At 69.0% G+C, this 22,986-nt stretch carries 22 protein-coding genes; 19 read left to right on the top strand and 3 right to left on the bottom strand.

The features are described 5' to 3' along the window. Nucleotides 1-6: 6 nt before the first annotated feature. Nucleotides 7-780 carry a GntR family transcriptional regulator gene (locus ABZS42_RS04595; protein WP_350793102.1) on the bottom strand — a complete coding sequence of 258 codons (774 nt, stop codon included), beginning with the start codon at nucleotides 778-780 and terminating at the stop codon, nucleotides 7-9. Nucleotides 781-939: 159 nt separating this feature from the next. On the opposite strand from ABZS42_RS04595, the gene ABZS42_RS04600 reads away from it, so the two are divergent. Genes ABZS42_RS04600 through ABZS42_RS04625 form a run of 6 tightly spaced genes read left to right on the top strand, consistent with a single transcriptional unit; the run spans nucleotide 940 to nucleotide 6,949 of the window. Continuing rightward, nucleotides 940-2,208, top strand: a complete 1,269-nt coding sequence (locus tag ABZS42_RS04600; protein WP_355142553.1) for an extracellular solute-binding protein — start codon at nucleotides 940-942, stop codon at nucleotides 2,206-2,208. Continuing rightward, on the top strand, nucleotides 2,187-3,137 hold the full coding sequence (locus ABZS42_RS04605) for a sugar ABC transporter permease (RefSeq protein ID WP_355142555.1): 951 nt from the start codon (nucleotides 2,187-2,189) through the stop codon (nucleotides 3,135-3,137). The genes ABZS42_RS04600 and ABZS42_RS04605 overlap by 22 nt, the downstream gene beginning before the upstream one ends. Next, complete coding sequence (locus tag ABZS42_RS04610) at nucleotides 3,138-4,034, top strand: carbohydrate ABC transporter permease (protein ID WP_355142557.1); 897 nt, start codon at nucleotides 3,138-3,140, stop codon at nucleotides 4,032-4,034. Then, nucleotides 4,031-4,966, top strand: coding sequence for a BadF/BadG/BcrA/BcrD ATPase family protein (locus tag ABZS42_RS04615; protein ID WP_355142559.1), 936 nt, complete (start codon nucleotides 4,031-4,033; stop codon nucleotides 4,964-4,966). The genes ABZS42_RS04610 and ABZS42_RS04615 overlap by 4 nt, the downstream gene beginning before the upstream one ends. Before the next feature lie 47 nt (nucleotides 4,967-5,013). Beyond that, nucleotides 5,014-6,207, top strand: coding sequence for a hypothetical protein (locus ABZS42_RS04620; RefSeq protein ID WP_355142561.1), 1,194 nt, complete (start codon nucleotides 5,014-5,016; stop codon nucleotides 6,205-6,207). After that, nucleotides 6,200-6,949 (top strand): sugar isomerase domain-containing protein, encoded by a 750-nt coding sequence (locus tag ABZS42_RS04625; RefSeq protein WP_355142563.1) that lies wholly within the window; start codon nucleotides 6,200-6,202, stop codon nucleotides 6,947-6,949. The genes ABZS42_RS04620 and ABZS42_RS04625 overlap by 8 nt, the downstream gene beginning before the upstream one ends. Nucleotides 6,950-7,484: 535 nt before the next feature. On the opposite strand, the gene ABZS42_RS04630 is transcribed toward ABZS42_RS04625, so the two are convergent. Then, nucleotides 7,485-8,084 carry a helix-turn-helix domain-containing protein gene (locus ABZS42_RS04630; protein ID WP_355142565.1) on the bottom strand — a complete coding sequence of 200 codons (600 nt, stop codon included), beginning with the start codon at nucleotides 8,082-8,084 and terminating at the stop codon, nucleotides 7,485-7,487. A 92-nt stretch (nucleotides 8,085-8,176) separates the two neighbouring features. Here ABZS42_RS04630 and ABZS42_RS04635 point away from each other — a divergent pair, with 92 nt between their 5' ends. The 6 genes from ABZS42_RS04635 (at nucleotide 8,177) to ABZS42_RS04660 (ending at nucleotide 13,137) form a co-directional block, all read left to right on the top strand. Continuing rightward, nucleotides 8,177-9,217 carry an NADP-dependent oxidoreductase gene (locus tag ABZS42_RS04635; RefSeq protein WP_355142567.1) on the top strand — a complete coding sequence of 347 codons (1,041 nt, stop codon included), beginning with the start codon at nucleotides 8,177-8,179 and terminating at the stop codon, nucleotides 9,215-9,217. After that, entirely contained in the window at nucleotides 9,214-9,576 is a 363-nt protein-coding gene (locus ABZS42_RS04640; protein WP_355142569.1) for a nuclear transport factor 2 family protein, read from the top strand. The genes ABZS42_RS04635 and ABZS42_RS04640 overlap by 4 nt, the downstream gene beginning before the upstream one ends. Nucleotides 9,577-10,040: 464 nt before the next feature. Beyond that, on the top strand, nucleotides 10,041-10,475 hold the full coding sequence (locus ABZS42_RS04645; RefSeq protein WP_355142571.1) for a hypothetical protein: 435 nt from the start codon (nucleotides 10,041-10,043) through the stop codon (nucleotides 10,473-10,475). A 34-nt stretch (nucleotides 10,476-10,509) separates the two neighbouring features. Continuing rightward, nucleotides 10,510-11,214 carry a 4-carboxy-4-hydroxy-2-oxoadipate aldolase/oxaloacetate decarboxylase gene (locus tag ABZS42_RS04650; protein WP_355142573.1) on the top strand — a complete coding sequence of 235 codons (705 nt, stop codon included), beginning with the start codon at nucleotides 10,510-10,512 and terminating at the stop codon, nucleotides 11,212-11,214. Beyond that, nucleotides 11,211-12,287, top strand: a complete 1,077-nt coding sequence (locus tag ABZS42_RS04655; protein WP_355142575.1) for a 4-oxalomesaconate tautomerase — start codon at nucleotides 11,211-11,213, stop codon at nucleotides 12,285-12,287. The genes ABZS42_RS04650 and ABZS42_RS04655 overlap by 4 nt, the downstream gene beginning before the upstream one ends. Before the next feature lie 46 nt (nucleotides 12,288-12,333). Beyond that, on the top strand, nucleotides 12,334-13,137 hold the full coding sequence (locus ABZS42_RS04660; protein WP_355142576.1) for a DUF1932 domain-containing protein: 804 nt from the start codon (nucleotides 12,334-12,336) through the stop codon (nucleotides 13,135-13,137). Between the two features lie 40 nt (nucleotides 13,138-13,177). On the opposite strand, the gene ABZS42_RS04665 is transcribed toward ABZS42_RS04660, so the two are convergent. Continuing rightward, nucleotides 13,178-13,834 carry a GntR family transcriptional regulator gene (locus tag ABZS42_RS04665; RefSeq protein ID WP_120680987.1) on the bottom strand — a complete coding sequence of 219 codons (657 nt, stop codon included), beginning with the start codon at nucleotides 13,832-13,834 and terminating at the stop codon, nucleotides 13,178-13,180. 234 nt (nucleotides 13,835-14,068) lie between these two features. On the opposite strand from ABZS42_RS04665, the gene ABZS42_RS04670 reads away from it, so the two are divergent. The 7 genes from ABZS42_RS04670 to ABZS42_RS04700 all read left to right on the top strand — a co-directional run bounded on the left by ABZS42_RS04670 (nucleotide 14,069) and on the right by ABZS42_RS04700 (nucleotide 22,744). Then, entirely contained in the window at nucleotides 14,069-15,088 is a 1,020-nt protein-coding gene (locus ABZS42_RS04670) for an amidohydrolase family protein (RefSeq protein WP_355142577.1), read from the top strand. 56 nt (nucleotides 15,089-15,144) lie between these two features. Next, nucleotides 15,145-15,870: a GntR family transcriptional regulator gene (locus tag ABZS42_RS04675; protein WP_355142688.1), complete on the top strand. Its 726-nt coding sequence runs from the start codon at nucleotides 15,145-15,147 to the stop codon at nucleotides 15,868-15,870. 84 nt (nucleotides 15,871-15,954) lie between these two features. Continuing rightward, nucleotides 15,955-16,890, top strand: coding sequence for a DUF6282 family protein (locus ABZS42_RS04680; protein ID WP_355142578.1), 936 nt, complete (start codon nucleotides 15,955-15,957; stop codon nucleotides 16,888-16,890). Continuing rightward, complete coding sequence (locus tag ABZS42_RS04685; protein WP_355142579.1) at nucleotides 16,887-17,654, top strand: ABC transporter ATP-binding protein; 768 nt, start codon at nucleotides 16,887-16,889, stop codon at nucleotides 17,652-17,654. The genes ABZS42_RS04680 and ABZS42_RS04685 overlap by 4 nt, the downstream gene beginning before the upstream one ends. Continuing rightward, nucleotides 17,651-18,508: an ABC transporter permease gene (locus tag ABZS42_RS04690; RefSeq protein WP_355142580.1), complete on the top strand. Its 858-nt coding sequence runs from the start codon at nucleotides 17,651-17,653 to the stop codon at nucleotides 18,506-18,508. The genes ABZS42_RS04685 and ABZS42_RS04690 overlap by 4 nt, the downstream gene beginning before the upstream one ends. Nucleotides 18,509-18,595: 87 nt before the next feature. Further along, nucleotides 18,596-19,636, top strand: coding sequence for an ABC transporter substrate-binding protein (locus ABZS42_RS04695; RefSeq protein WP_355142581.1), 1,041 nt, complete (start codon nucleotides 18,596-18,598; stop codon nucleotides 19,634-19,636). A 183-nt stretch (nucleotides 19,637-19,819) separates the two neighbouring features. Next, the gene (locus ABZS42_RS04700) at nucleotides 19,820-22,744 is read left to right on the top strand and encodes an FAD-linked oxidase C-terminal domain-containing protein (RefSeq protein WP_355142582.1); all 2,925 of its coding nucleotides are present in this window, start codon (nucleotides 19,820-19,822) and stop codon (nucleotides 22,742-22,744) included. Nucleotides 22,745-22,986: the final 242 nt, after the last annotated feature.

Consider the following 22,986-nt stretch of genomic DNA (forward strand, 5'->3'; position numbering starts at 1 on the left):
TGCGCGTCAGCCTCCCTGCGATGGGGGGCTGACGTGCATCTGGATGGCGTAGCGGTCGCCGCGGTAGAGCGACCGGCCGTACTCGACGACCTTTCCCATGTTGTCGACCGAGATGCGCTCGATCAGGAACGCCGGGGCGTCCTCGGCGACTTCGAGCCGTTGCGCCTCGGTGTCGGTGAGCCGGGCGATGGTGATGGTCTGCCGTGCAGATTCGAGTCGTACCCCGAAGACGCGATCCAGGATCTCGTACAGCGAGTCGTCGCGCTCCATCACCTTCAGCAGGCTGGGAAACCGCGCCGCGGAGAGGTTCGTCCGCTCCAGCGCCATCGGGATGCCGTCCGCCGTGCGGATCCGCTCGATGTAGTGGGTCGGGGCGCCCGAGGCGAGGTCGAGGTTGGCGGCGACCAGGCGGCTGGCCGGGCGGGTGCGGGCGCGGTACGACTTGGCGCCCGGTGTCATGCCGCGCATCCGCATGTCCTCGCTGAACGAGCGGAAGATCTCCGAGTGGGTCAGCGTCGGATGCTGAACGAAGGTCCCACGTCCGGGCACCCGCCGGACCATTCCCTTCGACTCCAGCGCGTCGATGGATCCCCGGACGGTCATCCGGGCGACTCGGAACCGTTCGGCGAGGACCCGCTCCGATGGGAGCAGCGCACCGTCTCGCGAGTTCAGGACCATGGCGGTGAGGGCGTCCCTGATGTGCTCGCCTTTGCTGCCGCTGTGCTCCGCCGGCAGAAACTCAAGCGCCTCGTCGCTTGGTTCGTGTCGCGTCCTTGGCACGGACCCGCTCCCCTTCCCGCGAGTTTGCAGTCATCGTACGGGCAATTTCCCGGACGACTGGTGAGGTCGGCATAACCGTTGACCTCCGGTCTATACCAGTATTAACCTCGGCTGGTTCGCTACGTCGAGCGGGTGGCGACCACGACGATCGGAGATGCGATGCCCAGAAGACGCGGTGTGTTGGGAGCGGTGGCGCTGCTCGCCTTCGCCCTTACTGCGTGCGCGCCAGGCGGCGGGAGCGGCAGCGACGCCGTCAACCTGAAGGTCTGGGGCTGGCGGCAGGAGGATGTCGCGGCGTACAAGAAGATCTTCCAGATCTACGAGGATGCCCACCCGGGCGTAAAGGTGGAGTACGTCCCCTACAAGAACACCGAGTACGACACGATCCTCAAGACCGGCCTCACCGACTCCAGCGGTCCCGACGTCGCGCAGCTGCGCTCCTACGGGCTGCTCCAGCCACTCGTCGGCGCCGGCAGCCTGGTGCCCCTCGACGGCCAGGTCGACAAGCTGGGCGGCTTCCCGAAGCAGATCCTCGACGGCGCGAGAGGCGAGAAGGACGGACGCGTCTACGGCGTTCCGTTCGCGCTCCAGACCCTGCACGTCATTTACAACAAGAAAATCTTCGCCGACAACGGCATCACCGCCCCCACCAGCTGGGCGGACATGATCGCGGGCTTCGACAAGCTCAGCAAGGCCGGCGTCATCCCGCTGGCGAACACCGTCACCGACGGGTGGATGCTGCCGATCGAGCAGGAGATCTTCGGGGCCACCACATACGGCGGTCCCGACTACCTCACCAGGATGCTCAACGGCTCGGCGAAGTTCACCGACGTGCCCTGGGTGAATTCCCTCGAAACCTGGAAGAGCACCAAGAAGTACTGGCCGGCGCAGGCGTCCGGGGTGAGCTACACCGACGCGCAGGCGCTCTTCAGCTCCGGCCGCGCTGCGGCGTTCCCCGGCGGCGTGTGGGAGATCGCCGGATTCCAGAAGGCGAACCCGCAGCTGGACCTGGGCATCTTCAACGTGCCACCCGCGCCCGGCGCGGCGGTCGACAAGACGCTGGTACCCGGCTACGTCGACGGGTCGTTCGGCGTCTCGGCGAAATCGCCCCGCAAGGACGCGGCCATGGACCTCGTGCGGTGGATGGCGACCGAGGAGTTCGGCCGGGCCCTGTCCACCGAGCTCCGCCAGATCTCCCCGGTACCGGGCGTCGAGCCGCCGGACGAACTCCTGGCCCAGGCGCTCAAGGAGTACCAGGCGAACCCGAGCCCGTACGTCACCTACGCGTACTTCTCCGGCGGCACACCCACCGCATGGGACCTCGCCTCCCAGGCGTTCTCCGACTACGTCCTCGGCCGAAGCAACGCCAGTGACACGGCAGCACACATCCAACGAGGGGTCGATCAGTGGTTCCGACCCAAGAATTGACGGTCCGTCCCGCCCGGCGGACACGCCGCCGGGCAGGACGGGTCTCGGCAGGGTGGATCACCACCTTCTGCCTGCCGGCCTTCTCGCTCTACGGACTTTTCCTCGTGGTACCGCTCGTCACCGCCCTCTACTACGGGCTGTTCCAGTGGGACGGCACCCGCAAGGGGGCGTTCGTTGGGATCGGCAACTACCAGGAGGTTCTCACCCGTTATCCGTTGGGCGACGAGATCCCGGCCGCGCTGGGGCACAATGTCCTCTTCTTCGTCGGCACCATGGCGATCCAGAACACCATCGGACTGGGCCTGGCGGTGCTTCTGCACCGCAACCCCTGGGGCAAGCGGCTGTTCCAGACGATCTTCTCGCTTCCCTACCTGATCAGCCCGCTGATCGTCGGGTACATCTGGTCGCTCCTGCTGAGTCCCACCTTCGGCCCGATCAACTCCGCACTCAGAGCGGTCGGCCTGGACGGGTGGGCGCAGCCATGGCTCGGTGAGCCCGACCTCGCGCTGCCCGTACTGATCCTGGTCAACGCCTGGCAGTGGATCGGCGGACCGATGCTCATCTTCGGCGCCGCCCTGGCAGGTATCCCCCAGGAGCTGGAGGAGGCGGCCGCGATGGACGGCGCGTCAGCGACCCGGACGTTCTGGAGCATCCGGTTCCCACTCCTGATACCGGCGGTCGGCGTGATCACCGTGCTGACGTTCATCGGATGCTTCAACATCTTCGACCTCGTGTACGCGCTGGGCGGTTCCGACGGAGGCCCCGGCGGCGCCATGGACGTGCTGGGCCTGCTCTACTACCGGACCGCCTTCCAGGGCGGCAGCAACGCGATCGGAGAGTCGTCGGCGTTGGCCATGCTGATCTTCGTGCTCATCTTCGGGGTCTCCCTGGCCTTGGAGCGTGCGCTGCGCCGCCGGGAGGTCCACTAGATGGACACCCTGCGCGCCGCCCCCCGCACGGCATCGAAAGCCCGACCCGATATTCCAATTCCGCGCGGCACCCGCCAGCGCTCGCTGCTCCGCACCGCCGGCGGCCAGCTCATCCTGTGGGCCTACGCCGCGATCGCCTTCGGCCCGCTGCTGCTGGTGCTGATCGGATCGCTGCGACCGAACGCGGAGATCCTGCGGGCACCGATCGGACTGCCCACCTCGTTCGACCTGAGCAACTACACCCGCGCGTGGCAGACCGCGTCGATCTCGACGTACTTCATCAACTCGCTGGCCGTCACCTGCGCTTCGGTGGCACTGTGCGTCACCGTGTCGGCGATGGCCGCCCACGCCCTGGCCCGGTGGAAGTTCAGGGGCCGCGCCCTGCTGGCGGCGTTCTTCCTGTCCGGGCTGATGATTCCCGCGAAGCTCGGCCTGCTGCCGGTCTTCTACATGTTCCAGTCGATGGGCCTCATCGACAGCCGGATCGGGCTGGTACTGCTCTACGCGGCGAGCGGAATCCCGTTCTCAGTCTTCGTGATCATGGGCTTCATGCGGGGAATGCCCGGTGAGCTCGAGGAGGCCGCGCGGATCGACGGAGCACACGAGGGCCGGCTGTTCGTGTCGGTCGTCCTGCCCCTGATGCGGCCGGCGCTCGCGGTGGCCACGGTCTTCCAGTTCGCACCGACCTGGAACGACTTCTTCTATCCGTTGGTGCTGCTGCGCAGCGGGGACAAGTACACCATCCCGGTCGGACTGACCCGGTTCTTCGGCGAGTTCGCCACCGATCGCGGCACCCTGTTCGCCGGGCTCGTGATCGCCCTGGTGCCGCTGGCTGTGGTGTTCGCGCTCGCGACCAAGCAGATCGTCGCGGGCCTGACGGCAGGGATGTCGCGTTGACAACGACGATCACCATCGACGGCGGCAAGTCGGAGCTTCGGCTCCTGCTGTGTACCCCGGCGGGCCGCCACCTCGGTGTCGGCCCGGGCTTCTCCTACCGGCCGCACGAGGACGGCGTCGAACGGATCCTGGCCGCAGTTCGTGGCGCCTCGGCGACGATCACCCTTCCCGCACAGGTGGCGGGCGTGGTGGCCGGCCTGACCGGCGTACCGGGGGAGCAGGCTGAACGCCGACGTCTCGCCGTCGCCCTCGAGCAGCAGTTCGGCGGCCCGGCCGTGGTCGTCGAGGACAGCATCCTCGCGCACGCCGGAGCTCTCGGCGGTCCCGGCGTACTGCTGTGCGTCGGGACCGGAACGACGGTGCTCGCCGTGGACGCCGACGGGGAGCACGCACGGCTCGACGGCTGGGGGCCCCATCTCGGTGACCGCGGCAGCGCGTACGCCGTCGGACTGGCCGGAATGCGCGCCGCAGCCGCGTCGTACGACCAGGTCGGGCCGGCAACCATGCTGGTCGATCGCCTCGTCGCGGCGCTCGGTGGCGTCGACCTGGCCTCGCTGCAAAGGTACTACCGGGACCAGGCCATGATCCCGCGTACGGCGGCGTTCGCCCGCGAGGTGATCGATGCGGCAGCCCAGGCCGACTCAGTGGCGAGCCGGATCTGCGTCGACGCAGCGACCGATCTCGCCGACGCGGCGCAGGCGGCAAACGACCGGCTCGGTCTCAGCGGACCAGCCCGCCGGGTGTCCTTCAGCGGCCGGCTGCTGATCCCGGGAAACGCTCTCCACCATGCGCTGTCGGCCGAACTCGAGGCCAGAGGATTGCCCCTGGTCACGCCCCGAGCGGAGCCACTCGACGGCGGTCCGGCGCTCCTGAGCGGTGCCGCCCCCTACGCACGCCTACTGGCACGCCAGGAATCCGGTGGCGACGCATGAGGGTCGGACACGGGGTGGCACGTCTCGAGGTCGTGCCCGGAGAACCAATGGGCGGGTACGCCGACCGCCGCGACGGAGTACAGAACGCGCTCGACCCGCTGGAAGTCCATGTCGTGACCTTCGCCGACGATCGCCACCGGTTCGCGCTGGTGGTCGCCGACCTGATCTGCGTCAACGTCGACGTCGTCGAACGGATCCGCAGCGCCATGCGCGACGTCGGCGTGCAGTCCTGCTGGGTCGCCGCCACCCACACCCACGCGAGCCCCGAGGCAGGCTGCAGCCCCGGCGGCGAGGCCACGCCACGGCACCTCGGCGACCGGCTCGAAGCAGCATCGCTCGCGGCCGCGCGGTCCGCCATGGCATCCGAGCGTGCCGCCAGACTCGACGCCGGCCGCACGCTGGTTCCGAAGCTGGCAGGTCACCGTAACGTCGCTGATCCGGATCCCCTCGACACTCCCGTCGACACCATCGTGGTCACCGCAGGTACCGAGGTGGTGGGGATGATCGTGGTGTCACCGGTCCACCCGACCGTCCTTCCCGCCGACAACAACCATGTGAGCGCGGACCTCAACGGCGGTATCCGCCGCGCGCTCTCCACACCCGACAGGTGGGTGGTCGTGGCCACCGGTGCGGCCGGCGACATCAGCACCAGACACACCCGCCAGGGGCGGGGACTCGACGAGGTGGATCGGCTTGGCGCCTGGCTGGCCGACCGGGTCGATCCAGTGACGCCGAGCGTCAGCAGGGATAGCCCGGCACCCGTACGCCCGCCGGTCTCGCGAACAGTGACGCTTGCGCCGAAACAGCGAGCCGAGCTCGACCTCGCCGTGCGTCAGGGCCCGCCGCCGGAGACCGGAAACGATCGCATCCACCGGGTTCTGCAGCAGGGACTGCGGATCGCGGAGGAACAAGCCGCCCGCGAGCGCACCGAACCGTACGTAATCGACGTGGAGGCCGTGGACCTCGACGGGGTCACGGTCGTGGCCATTCCCGGCGAGCTGTTCCTGGAACTGGGCGAAACGATCCGTTCGGCAGCGCCGGACCAGGGGGGAAGCCTCGTGGTCCTCGGCTATGCGAACGGCTACCTCGGCTACCTGCCCACCCGTGACACACAGCCCTGCTACGAAACCTATGCCAGTCCGGTCACCTCGGGCAGCGGCGAGATCGTCGTTGAGGCCGCCGTAGAGGCCGCCGTAGAGGCCGTGAGCAACCGTGAACAACCCAGGAGGATCAGTGCCTGAGCCGGCTTACGCCAACATCGCCCGTTCCGCACTCGAACAGGTTCTGGCAACACAACTCGACGCCATCGAGAAAGCGGCCGGGATCGTCGCCGACGCCATCACCGCAGGTGGTGTCTTACAGGCGTTCGGGACCGGCCACTCGCGGATCGTCACCCTCGAACTCGCAGCGCGTGCCGGCGGGCTCGCCGCCGTCAGCATGCTCGCGGTCAAGGATCTCGTGATGTTCGGCGGCGCCGACCCAAAGCCGATCCTTGATCCGACGTACGAGCGTGAGTCCGGCCTGGCCGACCGGATCTACCACCTCGCCGCACCCTCCGAGCACGATGCCTTCCTGATCGTTTCCAACTCCGGCATCAACGCCGCCATCATCGAGATGGCGGCGCTGGCCCGCGAGCGCTCGCACCCGATCGTGGCGGTCACCTCCCTGACGCACACCCGCTCGGCCGGTGCCCGTGCCACACAGGGACCGCACCTCGCTGACCTGGCGGACGTGGTGATCGACAACCTCGCCCCGGCGGGAGACGCAGCACTGGAGATCGCCCCAGGACTTCGGATAGGGGCGCTCTCGTCCTTCACCGGAGTCCTCATCGCCCAGCTGCTCACCGAACTGATCTGCCGCCAGATGCTGGACCGCGGCATCGACCCGCCCGTCCACGTATCCGCGAATCTCGCCGCAGGCGACGCACACAATCGCGTCCTCTATGAGCGGTACCGCGATCAGGTACGCCCGATCGAACCCTGACCCGCCACGGACGAGGGCCTCCAAGCATCGGGGGAGAAGGTGAAACCCCCGGCCGGGAGGGCCGAGTGACGTGTGCTCCCAGAGAACGCCGCAGTGGCCAGCGACCGGGGTGACTGCTCCGCCGGCTTTGCTCGCAGCAGTGGGCACAAGACGGCTTGCCCTTTTTCAGCCTGTCGTTGACCGAATCGGCGAGCTGCCGGATTGTTTGAGTAGGTGCCTGCCCGGGCGTGGGGTGCTGTTGCTACGCCGGTCGTAGTAACAGCCCCTCGCGCCCGGCTGGCCGGCGGTCGGGTCTGCCGCGCACCGTTAGGTGACAACTGAGATGGCTTGCCCTGGTGGCGGGCTGAAGGACGTTGCTGTGCCTAACTCGGGTCGGCCGATCAGATGGTGGGTTGTGCGGCGCGGTTGTGTCATGGACGCTGTGTGCCAACGTGCTCAACCAGGTGCGGCCGTTTCCGTTTCCACGTGAGCACGTCCAGCCGAGCAGCCCCAGAGGTGCCAGCAGGCACCGACGGCCAGACCCTGTGTTAACGCGTCAAGGAGCGGCTGGCGGCGGGTGGGGCAGCGGGTGGGCGCCTTCCGGACGTAGGCCGTCGAAGATGATGGCAAGGTATCGCTGCCACAGGTCGGGCGGGGCGTCTGGCACGTAGCTGGTGACGTAGTTTGGCGCGCACATCAGCAGGATGACGTCGGCGCCGGTGACGTCGACCCGTACGGCGCCGTGTTCACGAGCCCGATCGACAAGCTTGTGCACGGTCCGGAACATCTGCTCGCGGGCTCTGATCACGTCTGCGTTCAGTTCGCCGGCTTCCTGCAGGAACGACAGGTCGCGTTGCCGTTGTTGGTCTGCGGCGGCGGTGAGGAACTCCAGTAGCGCGGCACCCGGATCCGCCGCGTCGAGCAACTGTTCGCCGACGACGTTGAGCGCGTCGATCCGATCGAGGACGATCGCGGCGAGCAGGTCATCCTTCGTGGCGAAGTGACGGAACAGGGTGCCCTTGCCGAGGCCGGCCCGGCGGGCGATGTCGGCGACCGAGACGTCAAGGCCACGCTCCGCGAACTCTTCAGCGGCGGCTGCCAGTAGCAGCCGCCGGTTTCGGGCGGCGTCGGCACGCAACGGGCGGGTCGAGGTCACGCTGCCACCCTAGCAAGTTGACCGCGCGGTCCGTTTATTGCTAGCTTCGCGACCGATAACATGACCACCCGGTCCGTTTATGGAGGAAGCGCATGAAGGCAATTGTCGTGACCGGCTACGGGCCGCCCGAGCAATACACCGTGGGGGACGTGCCGGTGCCTCAGCCTGGGCCGGGGCAGATCCAGGTCCGGATCGCCGCCGCCTCGATCAACCCGGCGGACGTCCGGCTGCCCAGCGGCGATTTCCGTGACGTCGTGCCACTGGAGTTCCCGCACGTGCCGGGCAATGACTTCGCCGGCACGGTCAGCGAGGTCGGTGCGGGCGTGACGGCCTACCAGGTCGGCGACGAGGTCTTCGGTCAGGCTGTGCCGCGGGCGCTGCGGGCGATGGCCGGTGCGACCCGGCCGTCGCTGAGCACCGGCTCACTGGCCGAGTACGCGGTCTTCGAGGCCGACACCCCGTTCCTGGCACACCGCCCGGCCGGCCTCGACATCGAGCAGGCGGCTGCCCTGCCCACCGTCGGCCTGACCGCACGGGCGCTCATGGCCACCGCCAAGGTGCAGCCCGGCGAAACGGTCCTGGTCGTCGGCGCGACCGGCGGCGTCGGAACCGCAGTGGTCCCGCTGCTCGCCGCCGCGAAGGCTCGGGTGATCGCCACGGCGACCGCCGCTGACGCCGGCATCCTCCGCGCTCTCGGCGCCGACAAAACCATCGGGTACGCCGAATCCGAATACCCGTCCGACGTCGACGTCGTGCTCAACCTGACCCTGCCGAGTGACCACCTTGCCGGAGTCGCAGGCGTCATCCGCCCGGGTGGACGCCTCCTCACGATCACCTACCCAGTACCGCAGCAGGACTGGATCGGCCGCGACGATGTCAGCCTGCACTTCGTGCTGGACATGGACGGCACCCTCGGCGGGATGCGCGAAGTCGGTGAAATTGCAATCCGCGGAGAACTACCGGCCACGATCGGCCGCCGCTACACCCTCAACCAGGGCGCTCAAGCATGCGTCGACTTCGTCCACCGGCACACGACCGGCAAGCTCGTCGTCACGATGCGAAACACACTGCCATCAGCGCTTCTCGGCAATCTGAACTTTGACGACCCCACGCGCGACAGGGCCCTCACGTGACAGCTGACATCCGCGACCTCCAGCAAGCATTCGACCACGCCGAACTGCACGCCGACACCGACCGCTTGAACACCCTGCTGGCGGATGACTTCATGTCCATCGGCGAGCGGGGCTACCTGCTGGACAAGCGGCAGTGGATCGACCGGCACGCCGACTTCGGCTACCAGTCCCTGAGGACAACCGAACTCGACGTGCGCCGCTATGACGGCGCCGCGATCGTGCGCTGCGTCCAGCGCAGCCGCGCGACCTGGCGTGGTGAAGTGATGACACTGACAGTCCGACTGAGCCAGACATGGATCGAACAACCAGACGGGTGGCGACTCGCCGGCATCCAGTTCAGTTCGCTCGACCCAGCCTGAACGCCTCATCCGCAAACCCGAGCCGACGAAGCGCTGCGCGCGTGAGTGAAACCGCTGCCCATCACGTAGGTGTCCGATCCAATCGATGCTCGGCTGGCCGCACTGCACGCCCTACGCCCGGATGTCCAGCGGCTGCCGACGCCGCGGGCTGATGGCGACCGAGGCGTCGCCATGCCCGCCACCTCACCCTCGCGCGTGTAGGCGATCCGCCCGCGCCGAGATTTGGGCGCCTCTCATCTTCGCCCCTGCGGGTCATTGCCGCGTGGCAGAGCGGCCACGGACGCCTACGCGCCGCCGTACGAGCGGCCTGCACGGGCAGTGGTAGCGGGAGATGGTCGTGACCAGCCGTCCGGTCGACTTCCGGCAGGGTGGTGTTGGTGCTGGTCCAGCGTCTTTCAACAGAAGTGTTGACAATCTTGTCGCGAGCCGCCTAGCGTCAGCGCTAGATCTGTTGGGGGTGAGCCATGGAGAGGATCGCCAGCGGCGAAGTGGCCGGCCGACAGGCAGACCAGGTGTCGTTGCGCGAAGCGATCACCAAGCTCATCGCGGGCCGGCGGCTGATCGAGGCTGATCTGGTGACCCTGCTCGGGACCTCCCGCAAGGCCGCCTGGCTCACCATGGACTCTCTGATGGCCGACTGGCTTGTCGATCGGGTCAAGAAACGCGGCGCGCGCGTGCGTACGGTCTCGACCGCGGAGGCGGTGGCGATCAGCGAGTGCCGTATGGCGCTTGACGGTCTGATCGCGGCGAAGGCCGCGCCGCACGCCACGGACCCCGAGGTATGCGCACCGCGCGTCCATGCCCTGAAGGATGCGGCAGGCAGCGCGGGCAGGCGAGCCGACGCGGAAGCGGCGGCCCGGACCCACCTGAGCCGAGCTCGCAGCCGCCCTGACAAATGAGCGCCTGACCTTAGTACTAGAAGGAGACTTCCGCATGAGGACTGTCGTCGTCACTGATCCACCGCGCGCCGACGTCGGCCATGCGGAGCGTCTCGGCGGGTACGGTGTCGCCACCGTGCACGAGGCGCTCGGCCGCGTCGGCTACCTGGGCCCCGAGTTCCGGCCCGCGTGGCCGGGTGCGCGCATCGGTGGCACCGCCGTCACCGTGCTGTGCTGGCCCGGGGACAACCTGATGATCCACGTTGCGGTGGAGCAGTGTCGGCCCGGTGACGTCCTGGTGGTCGCGACCAACTCGCCCTCGACTGATGGACTGTTCGGTGAGCTGTTCGCGACCGCCCTGGCTAAGCGGGGCGTCCGTGGCGTGGTGCTCGCCAGTGGGGTGCGCGACGTCGCGGAGTTGCGTGAGATGGGGTTCCCGGCGTGGTCGCGGGCGGTCAGCGCGCAGGGCTCGGTCAAGGCCACGGCCGGGTCGGTGAACGTACCGATCGTCCTCGGCGGACAGACCGTGCACCCCGGTGACGTGATCGTCGCCGACGACGACGGCGTCATGGTCGTAGCCAGGGCCGACGTGCCCCGGGCGCTGACTGCAGCGCAGGCCCGGACGGATAAGGAAGCCGCCAGCCGCGCTGCTTTCGAGCAGGGTCAGCTGGGCCTGGACCGCTACGGGCTCCGTGACAAGCTCCACGACTTCGGCATCGAGTACGTCTCCTACGACGAGTACGTCAAGGGTGAGCGGTGAGCTACGACGACACGGGGGTGCGCTGCACCATGATGCGTGGCGGCACCTCTCGTGGCCTGTACTTCGAGGCTGCCGACCTGCCGGCCGACACGGCCGAGCGGGACGAGCTGCTGCTGCGGCTGATGGGCAGCCCCGATCCGCGCCAGATCGACGGCCTCGGCGGGGGTACCTCGCTCACCAGCAAGGTCGCGGTCGTGAGTCGGTCGGCGAACCCGGACGTGGACGTCGACTACCTGTTCCTTCAGCTCGGCGTCGATACCGCGACGGTCAGCGACCGCCAGAACTGCGGCAACATTCTGGCCGGCGTGGGGCCCTTCGCCGTCGAACGCGGACTGGTTCCGGCAGGCCCGGGCGAGACCAGCGTACGGATCCGGATGGTCAACTCCGACAGCGTCGCGGTGGCCACCTTCCCGACCCCGGGTGGTCGTCCCGAGTACCGTGGCGACGTCGCGATCGCTGGGGTTCCCGGCACCGCCGCGCCGATCGTTCTCGCCTTCACCGACACGGCGGGCTCAGCGACCGGCAGCCTGCTGCCGACCGGCAGAGTCCGGGACTCGATCGACGGCGTTGACGTGACCTGTGTCGACAACGGCATGCCGCTGGTCGTGGCGCGGGCCGAGTCGCTCGGCCTGAGCGGCTACGAGACGCACGAGCAGTTGGCAGCCGACGCGGCGCTGCTCGAGCGCATCGACGCCCTCCGTGTCAAGGCCGGTGCTCTCATGGGTCTGGGGGACGTGAGCCAGTCCTCCGTGCCGAAGACGGCGCTGGTCGCCGCCGCACGCGACGGCGGCCAGGTCTGCACCCGGTCCTTCATTCCCGTCCAGCCGCACACCTCGATCGGTGTGCTGGCCGCGGTCAGCGTGGTCACCGGCATGCTGCTGCCGGGCGCGGTCGGTCACGAGCTCACCGCGGACTGGCCGGCCGACCGCTCGCAGGTCGACGTGGAGCACCCGACCGGCCACTTGCTGGTGGACGTGACGGTCGACGCCGGCGTCTCCCCACCGCGTGTCGTCCGCTCAGGTGTCGTACGCACTGCCCGCAAGCTCTTCGAGGGCATCGCCTTTCCCCGCTGACTTTGCCCCCTTTGATCCGTGCGTTCATCGACGATGTGGAGACAACATGCCCCCGCTGCAAAACCCGGAGGCCCGCACGGCCGTCCGCATCGCCGTCCTCGGGTTGGGGGAGGCCGGCTCGGAGATCGCCCGCGATCTGGTAGCGGCCGGCGCCGACGTCCGGGGCTACGACCCGAAGGTGCCGGCCGCCGACGGCGTCGCCCCTCGGGCCGACGAGGCCGACGCGGTGCGCGACGCCGATCTGGTGCTCAGTGTCAACAGTTCCCACGACGCGATGGACGCGCTGCGCCACGCGTTGCCTTCCGTGCGGCCGGGGACGATCTGGGCCGACCTCAACACCGCTTCGCCGAGTCTCAAAGCGGCGCTCGCGGAGGCGGCCGGGGCGTCCATCCCGGTCGTCGACGTCGCGCTGATGGCGCCGGTACCGGGCAAGGGGTTGCATACTCCCATGCTGCTGTCCGGCGCCGCCGCCGACCGATACGCGGCCATCCTGTCCGGCTTCGGCGCGGAGGTGGCGATTCAGCCGGGGCCGGCGGGCGCGGCGATTTCGCGCAAGCTGCTCCGTAGCGTCTTCTACAAGGGACTGGCCGCGGCGGTGGTGGAAGCGGTGGCCGCTGCGGAGGCGGCGGGCTGTGCCGACTGGCTGCGCGACAACATCAGCTCCGAGCTGGCCGGCTTCGACCAGCGCACCCTCGACAGGCTGATCGACGGGACCCACCAGCACGCCCGCCGACGGGCGGACGAGATGACCGCTGCTGCCGAGCAGCTCGAGGAGCTGGGGGTCCCGGCGAGGATCAGTGGAGCGACGCGTGATCTGCTCATCGATCTGCGCGACAACGGTGGCCGATAGCCCGCCGGCGTCGGCCGGGCGGACAGTGGTCCGCCCGGCTCTACTCGGTGTCGGCCTCCTGCAGTGCGGTGATGACGCTGCTCAAGTGTGCGCGGGTGGCGGCCTCAGCGTCGGCGGGATCGCGGCGTGCGATCCCGTCGATGATCGCGAGGTGCTCCCGGAGGGACACCTGCGGGCGGCCGGCGCGCAGCGCGAGGCGGAACTGGTGGCGAACGAGCTGACCGTTGAGCCGGTCGAGTAGCCCCGAGGCCACCGGTTGCGCCGCGTATTCGCGTACGAGGCGGTGGAGTTCCCGGTTGAGCGCTGAGTACTTCATCGGATCGCCGTCGGCGACAGCACGCTGCATCTTGTCGCCGAGGTCGGTCAGTACGGCGATCTGCTCGTCGGTGACCCGTTCGGCTGCCTTGGCGGCGCACAGGCCCTCGAGGACCATGCGGCACTCGGTGATCGCCACCGCCTCGGCCACGGACACGACCCGTACGCGGGCGCCACGGTTCGGGATGCGTTCGACCAGTCCCTCGGCGGTCAGGTCGAAGAGCGCTGTGCGGAGACTGGCGCGGCTGACGCTGAACGACTCGGCGAGCTCTGCTTCCACCAGCCGCTGTCCGGGCGCGAGATCGCCGTTCATCAGCGCGGCGCGTAGTGCGTCGGCTGCCAGCCTCGTGGCAGCGGCACCCTCACGCGGGGTCTTGGCCAAACCGGACCTCCTCAGTCGCGGATGAGTATATGGCCTCTGTGGAGGCCGTGGTCAAAATATTGTCGACAATCTGCTCGACATCTATTGCGACGATGTTGTGTGGTGGTTACGGTCACAGTTGCCGAGCGGCATTCGCGAGCGTGACGTGGGAGGCCATGAGCCCCGAATCACATCGCCTGCCGGTGAGTGGAGCTGGTTCTGCCGATCAGCCGACCCCAAGGAGCCCTGGGACACGTGATCATCGACTGCCATGGCCACTACACGACCGCGCCGCAGGCGCACACGTCGTGGCGAGAGGCGCAGCAGGCGGCCTTCAGTGCCGGCGAAGAACCGCCGGCATACCCCGGCATCTCGGACGATGAGATCCGCGAGACGATTGAGGGCAGCCAGCTGCGACTCATGGCCGAGCGCGGGATCGACCTGACCATCTTCTCGCCGCGCGCCTCAGCAATGGGCCATCACGTCGGCGACGAGGCCGTCAGCAGTCGCTGGGCGCAGGTCTCCAACGACCTCATCGCGCGCGTGGTCGAGCTGTACCCGGAGAACTTCATCGGAGTCTGCCAGCTCCCGCAGTCGCCCGGAGTCCCCATCTCGCACTCGGTGGCTGAGCTGCAACGCTGCGTGCTGGAGCTCGGGTTCGTGGGATGCAACCTCAACCCCGACACGAGCGGTGGCCACTGGACTTCCCCGCCGCTGACCGACCGCAGCTGGTATCCCTTCTACGAGGCGATGGTAGAGCTGCAGGTGCCGGCGATGGTGCACGTCTCGGCGGTGACCAACACAAACTTCCACGCCACCGGGTCGCACTACCTCAACGCCGACACCACCGCGTTCATGCAGTTCTTGCAGTCGGACCTCTTCAAGGACTTCCCAGACCTGCGATTCGTCATCCCGCACGGCGGGGGAGCAGTGCCCTACCACTGGGGCCGCTTCCGAGGGCTCGCGGACATGCTCAACCGCCCCGCGTTGGACGAGTCGGTCATGGACAACGTCTTCTTCGACACCTGCGTGTACCACCAGCCCGGCATCGACCTGCTCTTCAGCGTCATCGGCGTCGACAACATCCTGTTCGGCTCCGAGATGGTCGGCGCGGTCCGGGGCATCGATCCGCAGACCGGCCACCACTTCGACGACACCCTGCGGTACGTGGACGCGCTACGCCTCGCGCCGGGAGACCGAGAGAAGGTCCTCGAGCGCAACGCCCGCCGGGTCTACCCGCGACTGGATGCGGCGCTGAAGGCCAGAAGCCGTTGAGAGCCGTGTCCGCCCGCTCGACCCCGCAGCCGATGAAAGGAGCCGTCGTGGACGCCATGCCACCGCCGCAGTCGGTGCCGACGACCGCCGGCCGCAACGGCCGCGGGCGGATCGCCGCCGATGAGGCGTACACGAGACTGCGCGAGGACATCGTCAGGGGGCGGCTGATGCCAAACCAGCGGCTGGTCGAGGTCGACCTAGCCGTCACGCTCGGGGTAGGCCGCACCGCGGTCCGCACCGTGCTCGCCCGACTCGAGCAGGAAGGGCTCGTGGTCCATGAGCCGAACCGCGGCGCCCGGGTGCGGATGGTGACCGAGGCCGAGGCCCTTGAGATCACCCAGGCGCGCGGTGCGCTCGAGGCACTCGCCGCCCGCGAGGCCGCTGTGAAGGCCACACCAGCGGAGGTCGCGTTCATGCGCGAGACGCTCGCGCAGATGTCGGCCTGCCTGAAGGCGGGCGACCTGCTGGCGTACTCGGACGGCAACGCCCGGATGCACGCGAAGATCATCGAGGCGTCCCGGCATCACACGGCCACTCGACTCATCGCCGGGCTCAAGGCACAGATGGTGCGTTTTCAATACCGCACGGTGCTCGTTCCCGGCAGGTCCGCCCGGTCCTTCGTCGAGCACACCCGGATCGTCGACGCCATCGAGGCGGGTGACCCGGACGCCGCCGAGGCCGCGATGCGTTACCACCTCTCCCACGTCGCAGACACCCTACGCGAGATGACGTCCGCCCACGCGCAGCACCGCGCGTCTCCACCCCACCTCGTCCACTTCTGAATCGTGAATCCACCACATCACAGCTCGACCGGCCACCGCGGTGCCACGTCGCGGGGCGATGTCCTGATTCCCCTTGGAGGCTCCGTGAGTGACCACCCCACCCCCTCGGCCCGAGCCCGTGAACTCGTCGCCGGGGCGTACGACACGCACATCCACGTCGCGCCGGACGTGATGCGCCGACGCATCGACGACGTCTCATTGGCGCGCCGGTTCGCCGAGGTTGGCCTGGCGGGCTTCGTACTGAAATCGCACTATGTGCCCACCGCCGAGCGGGCCGAAGTGGTGCGCAACGCCGTGCCCGGCGTGGACGTGCTCGGCGCTCTCACGCTGAACGGCTCGGTCGGCGGGCTCAACCCGGTGGCGGTGGAGATCGCGGGCCGGCAGGGCGCGCGGATCGTCTGGCTGCCCACCGTGGACTGCGCCAACCAGCGGGAATGCCAGGCCTGCGAGCCGGAGGGCGCCACCCCGCCAATGTGGGCGCAACTGCAGGCCGACCTGGCCGAGCAGGGCATCATGGCCCCGGCGATCGACGTCGTCGACTCCGACGGCGCGATTGTGCCGGTGCTCCGGGAGGTGCTGAGCGTCATCGCCAAGCACGACATGGTGCTGGCGACCGGGCATCTGTCCGGTGACGAGATCACCACGGTCGTCGACGCGGCGGCCGACCTCGGGGTGCGGCGCATCGTTGTCACGCACCCTGAGTTCACCTCCCAGCGACTGTCGGTTCAGGTGCAGCGACACCTGGCCGAGCGGGGCGCGCTGATGGAACGCTGCTTCACCACCGCGTACACCGGAAAGGTCAGCTGGGGCACCCTGTTCGACCACATCCGCCAGGTCGGCCCCGAGCACTCGCTGCTCTCCTCCGACCTCGGCCAGCCGTTCAACCCTCCGGTGGAGGACGGGCTTGCGCTGCTGGCCGACCGTCTGCTGGAGGCCGGGTTCACCGAGGACGAGGTACACGTGATGGCAGTGACGAACACCCGCCGCGTCGCGGCGGCGCCGTCGGCGGTGACAGCATGAGCGCCGCCGTCATCGAGGTGCAGGGACTGTCCAAGCACTTCCGCAAGGACGACGAGGAACTGATCGCGCTGCGCGGCGTCGACCTGACCGTCGAGCAGGGGTCCTTCCTGGTGTTGCTGGGACGCAGCGGTTGCGGCAAGTCGACCCTGCTCAACCTCCTCGCCGGGTTGACTCCGCCGACCAGCGGGCAGATCACGTATGACGGCGAGCCGATGCGCGGACCCAACACACAGGTCGGCTACCTGACCCAACACGACACGCTGATGCCGTGGCGTGACGTCGCCCGCAACGTGCAGATGCCCCGCGAGCTGCGTGGGGAGAGCAAGAAGGAACGGGCTGCGGTCGCCGCCGAGCTGATCAAGCTTGTCGGCCTGGACGGCTTCGAGCGGCACTACCCACGCGAGCTGTCCGGTGGCATGCGCCGACGCGCCAGCCTGGCCCGGATGCTGTGTGCTGACCCGGAGACGCTGCTGCTCGACGAGCCCTTCGGAGCGCTCGACGCCCAACTGCGCACCGAACTGCAGGGCGAACTGCTGCGGCTGTGGTCCGGCAGCGGGCGCACCGTCGTCTTCGTCACCCATGACATCGAGGAGGCGCTGATCCTCGCCGACCGCGTCGTGGTGCTCGGGCCGGTCGGAACGATCCTGCTCGACCAGCCGGTGGACCTGACCCGGCCGCGCGATCCCGACGACATCCGGGTCGATCCACACTTCGTCGAACTGCACCGGCGGCTGTCCGCGGCGCTGAAGGAGGGGGCACGATGAGCGCCACCACGACCCCGCAAGTGGGCTCGGCCGCCAGGCCTGCGGGCCCCCTGCGGGAGACGTCCCGGCGTACCTGGCGCCAGCGGCACGGCCGCAAAACCCTGATCTGGGGGTGGCGGATCGGTCTGCTCGTCGTCCTGCTGGTGGTCTGGCAGGCACTGTCGGGTCCCGTCCTCGACCCGCAGTTCGTCAGCAGCCCGAACGGCATCGCCACCCGGCTCGGCGACTGGGTCGCCGACGGCACGCTGTGGTCGAACACCTGGATCACCGTGCAGGAGATCGTGCTCGGTTTCCTCGTCGGTGCGCTGTCCGGCGCCGCGTTGGCCTACCTGATCGCCTCCGTCCGAGTGGTCTGGGACATCCTGGAACCGTTCCTGATGGCGCTCTACGCCATCCCGAAGGTCGCCCTGGCGCCGCTGTTCATCGTATGGTTCGGCATCGGCACCGACATGAAGGTGCTGCTCGCTGCCGTCACTGTGTTCTTCCTGGTCTTCCTGAACACGGCAGCCGGGGTGCACGAAGTGGACCGCGCTCTGGTTGACGCCGTACGGCTGATGAACGGCACCCGCCGGGACATCGCCTTCAAGGTCGTCCTGCCCGCCTCGATGACCGGTCTACTGACCGGACTGCGGGTCTCCATCCCGTACGCGCTGATCGGCGCGGTCATCGGCGAGCTCGTGGCATCCAACCGTGGCCTCGGGTATCTGATCAGCGATTCGTCCGCGAAGTTCGACACCGACGGGGTGTTCGCCACCCTCGTCGTGCTCAGCGTCATCGCCGCCGTCCTGAACGCCGTCGTCAACCTCCTGGGCAAGCGGGCCAACCGCTGGAAGCCCCTGGACGCCGAGGTCTGACAGCCGCTGCCCGGTCATACGCGCGGCAGCTCCTCACCCGTCCCTCAGTCGAAAGAGTCCACCATGTCCCACAGTAGAACATCCGTATTGCGCCGTCTCGGGGCCATCGTCGCCGTCTCGGCAGCGCTGCTCGCCGCCGGCTGTGCCAACAAGGACGGCGGCAGCGAGCCGGCCACCGGCGCCGACGCCATGCGCCTCAACGTCGGGCAGATCAGCGACTCCGTCGCGTTCTTCCCGCTGTTCGTCGCCGAACACGAGGGCTACTTCAAAGCCGAAGGGCTCACCCTGGGAGAGCGGCCCCGGCTCGGCACCGGCGCCAAGCTCGCCGCGGCGGTCCAGTCCGGCAGCATCGACGTTGCCGGCGGTGTGATGACCGACGCGTTCAACCTGTACAAGATCAACAACAAGGCGCGTGTGGTCGGCTCCCTCGTCGATGCCTACTACGTCGACATCATCGCCGGATCGAAGATCCCGACCGCCGGCGACTCGGCGCCGCTGAACGAGCGGATTCAGGCCCTGCGCGGCAAGAAGATCGGCATGACCGGGCCGGGCAGCGGCACCGAGGCGCTGGTGAACTACCTGTTCAAGCAGGCGAACCTCGACCCCAAGAACGATGCGACCCTGGTCAACCTCGGCGCCGACGCGTCCGCCGCGATCGGTGCGCTGAAGGCCGGCCGGGTCGACGCCCTGTCGTTCTTCCAGCCGATCGGGCAGCAGGCCGTGGCCACCGGAGTCGGCCGGGTCTACATCTCACCCGCTCGCGGTGACGTCCCCGCTCTCAAGGACGCCATCCACGGTGTCGTCTTCACCACCCAGAACGTCATCGACCGAAAGGGCAAGGCGGTCGGCGCGTTCCTGCGCGCCATCGCCAAGGCCGAGCAGACCATCAACGGCGACCCGACAAAGGCCACCGAACTGCTGCAGCAGTACCAGAAGACGATGAACGCCCAGACGGTTCAAGCACTCGTGCCGGTCCTGCAGGAAGAGATCCCGGACGCCCCGACACCCACCGAGGCCGCCTACAACGTCTCGGCGGACTTCCACCGGCAGACCGGCCTGGTGCCCACCACGCCCACGTTCACCGACATCATTCCCTCCGAGTGGATCGCTACCGCGATCAAGGGCTGACAAGCAGCAGCCGACTTCGTGTCGACCGGACCCTCGCGACGGGTCCGGTCGGTACAAAAAGCCCGAGCGACATCTGTCTCCGAGTGAGCGCGGCGCGACAGCGGCATGCGCACCGATCAAAAGTACGGGCAACGACTGGTGCCGTCGGATGCGCCGCCCGCATGCCAACGAGGGAGGGCAGCAATGAAATCGGTGCGCGCACCGGGGCTCAACGATGACCTCGTCGCGGCACTTCGGAAGGCAGTCGACGGGGATGTCGACGACTCCGAACGCCGCCGGGCCGAGTACTCCACCGACGCGTCGAACTACCGGGTGCCCCCGCGGGTAGTGGTGGCCCCGCGAGACAACGACGACGTGCTAGCCGCCCTGGACGTGGCCCGCCGCCTCACAGTGCCGGTCACCGCCCGCGGCGCGGGTACGTCGGTGGCGGGCAACGCAGTCGGCACCGGAATGGTGCTCGACTTCTCCCGGCACATGAACCGGATCATCGCGCTCGACCCCGACGCCCGCACCGCCGTGGTCCAGCCAGGGGTGGTGATGTCCTCCCTGCAGGCCGCAGCCGCTCCCCACGGGCTGCGCTTCGGCCCCGACCCGTCGACGCAGAACCGGGCGACGCTGGGCGGGATGATTGGAAACAACGCGTGCGGCCCCCACGCCGTCGCCTACGGCCGCACCGCCGACAACGTCGTCTCGCTCGACGTCGCCGACGGTGCCGGGCACCGATTCCACGCCCGCGCCGGCACCAGCGCGCTGGACGCGGTCGCGGGCCTGGACGCCCTGGTGCACGCGAACCTGGCGACGATCCGCACCGAGCTGGGCCGCTTCGGCCGGCAGGTCTCCGGCTACTCCCTCGAGCACCTCCTTCCCGAACACGGCCGCGACCTGGCCAAGATGCTCGTCGGCACCGAAGGCACCCTGGTCACGGTCCTGCAGGCCACGGTGAACCTCGTACCCGTACCGGCCGCTCCGGTCGTCGTCGCGCTGGGATACCCGGACATGCCAACGGCCGCCGACGCGGTACCCGCGCTCCTGACCCACCGGCCCCTGGCGATCGAGGGCATGGACGCCCGCCTCGTTGAGGTCGTGCGCCGCCACTGCGGAGCGGGTGCGGTGCCACAGCTGCCCGCCGGTGGCGGATGGCTGCTCGTGGAAGTCGGCGCCGAGGCCGGTGAGGGCGCTGACGACGTGCTGACCCGGGCGTACGCGCTGGCCGCTGACGCCGGCACCGACGCGGTGCGGGTGGTCCCCGCAGGGGCTGAGGCGGCGGCGCTGTGGCGCATCCGGGCCGACGGCGCCGGTCTGGGCGGGCGGACCCCGAGCGGCGCGCCGGCGTGGCCGGGCTGGGAGGATGCCGCCGTCCCGCCTGACCGGCTGGGGGACTACCTGCGCGACTTCACTGCGTTGATGGCGGACCGTGGCGTGGACGGGCTGCTGTACGGGCACTTCGGGGACGGGTGCGTACATGTTCGCCTGGACCTACCGCTGGAGACACCTGCCGGGATCGGGCCCTCGCGGGCCTTCCTCGAAGCGTCCGCGGACCTCATCGCCGCGTACGGCGGGTCACTCTCCGGCGAGCACGGAGACGGGCGGGCTCGTTCGGAGCTGCTGACGCGTATGTACACCCCCGAGGTGATCGGCTTGTTCGGCCAGGTCAAGGCGCTATTCGACCCGGAGAACGTGCTGAACCCGGGGATTGTGGTGGACCCGCGGCCCCTGGACTCGGACCTGCGTCGGCCCGCCGCCCGCCTGACCTCGCCCCGGCACGGGTTCGCCTTCGCCGACGACGGCGGGGACTTCACCCGCGCGGTCCACCGTTGCACCGGGGTGGGCAAGTGCCGGGCCGACAACTCCGGCGCGGGCGGGTTCATGTGCCCGAGCTACCAGGCGACCCGGAACGAGAAGGACGTCACCCGCGGCCGTGCGCGGGTGCTGCAGGAGCTGACCAACGGCTCGCTGATCACCGACTGGCGCTCCCCGGCGGTGCTTGAGTCCCTCGACCTGTGCCTGTCATGCAAGGCCTGCTCGACGGACTGCCCCACCGGCACCGACATGGCCCGCTACAAGTCCGAGGTCCTCCACCGCGTCTACACGGGCAGGATTCGTCCGCGCAACCACTACATCCTTGGCCAGCTGCCCCGCTGGTCCTCCCTGGTCACCAAGATCCCGGCCCTGGCCAGGCTGGCCAACACAGTGCTCAGGATCCGCCCCATCGCGAGGGCGATGCTCGTTGCGGGCGGGATGGACCCCCGCCGGCAGATCGTCACCTTCGCTGAGGACGGCTTCTCCGCCTGGTTCAGGAAACAGGGCCGCGCGACCACGCCGGATAGCACGGCGCTCGCCGCCACGCCCCCGCCGCCCACTCCGCCACGGCCGGTGGTGCTGTGGGCCGACACGTTCTCCGAAACGCTGGATCCAGCCGGGGCGCGGGCCACCGCCGCCGTGCTGCAGGAAGCCGGATACACCGTGATCGTGCCCGAGGAGTCCGCCTGCTGCGGGCTCACCTGGATCTCCACCGGCCAGCTGGACGGGGCCAAGAAACGCCTGACCCACCTACTCGCCGTCCTGGCGCCCTACGCCACCGACGGGATCCCCATCGTGGGCGTCGAACCCTCGTGCACCGCCGTGCTGCGCTCAGACATGGTCGACCTCCTCCCAGACGACGCCCGCGCCCGGATCCTCGCCGCCGGCACCTACACCCTCGCCGAGCTGCTCACCGCCCCCGCTCCGCTGGGCCCCGGTCCCGGCTGGACCCCGCCATCGCTAACAGGTGTCGAGGTCGTCGCCCAGCCGCACTGCCACCACCACTCGGTCATGGGCTGGGAAGCCGACGCCGCGCTCCTGACCCAGGCAGGCGCGTCCGTGACCCGGCTAACCGGCTGCTGCGGCCTGGCCGGCAACTTCGGCATGGAGGCCGGCCACTACGACACGTCCGTCGCCGTCGCCGAGAACGCCCTGCTGCCCGCCCTGCGCAATGGTGGGCCGGACACCGTCTACCTCGCGGACGGCTTCTCCTGCCGCACCCAGGCCGACCATCTCGCCGGCCGTCAGGGTGTTCATCTCGCTGAACTCCTTGCTCGCGGCAACTACTCCCCAGCGGCGACTCGGTGATGGGTTCTGGCCGGCTCGCCCAGGCTCAGCTACGAAGCGCCCTGCCGATCTAAGAGTTGCTGCCGCCATCCTGCGTCAACCAGGCCCGCTGGGCCGGGCTGCTGGCCGCCCTTCAAGCGGCGAGTACTGATCCCTGCTCGCCCGACTCAGTGGCGTTGGCCTTGACCGCACCACCGTCAGCCTGACGTGCTGGGAGTACCGCATGGCGACTTCCTCTCAGTGCACGTGGACAAGGCGAACAA

The sequence above is a fragment of the Micromonospora sp. NPDC005367 genome, from assembly GCF_040606825.1.
Lineage (GTDB): Bacteria > Actinomycetota > Actinomycetes > Mycobacteriales > Micromonosporaceae > Micromonospora.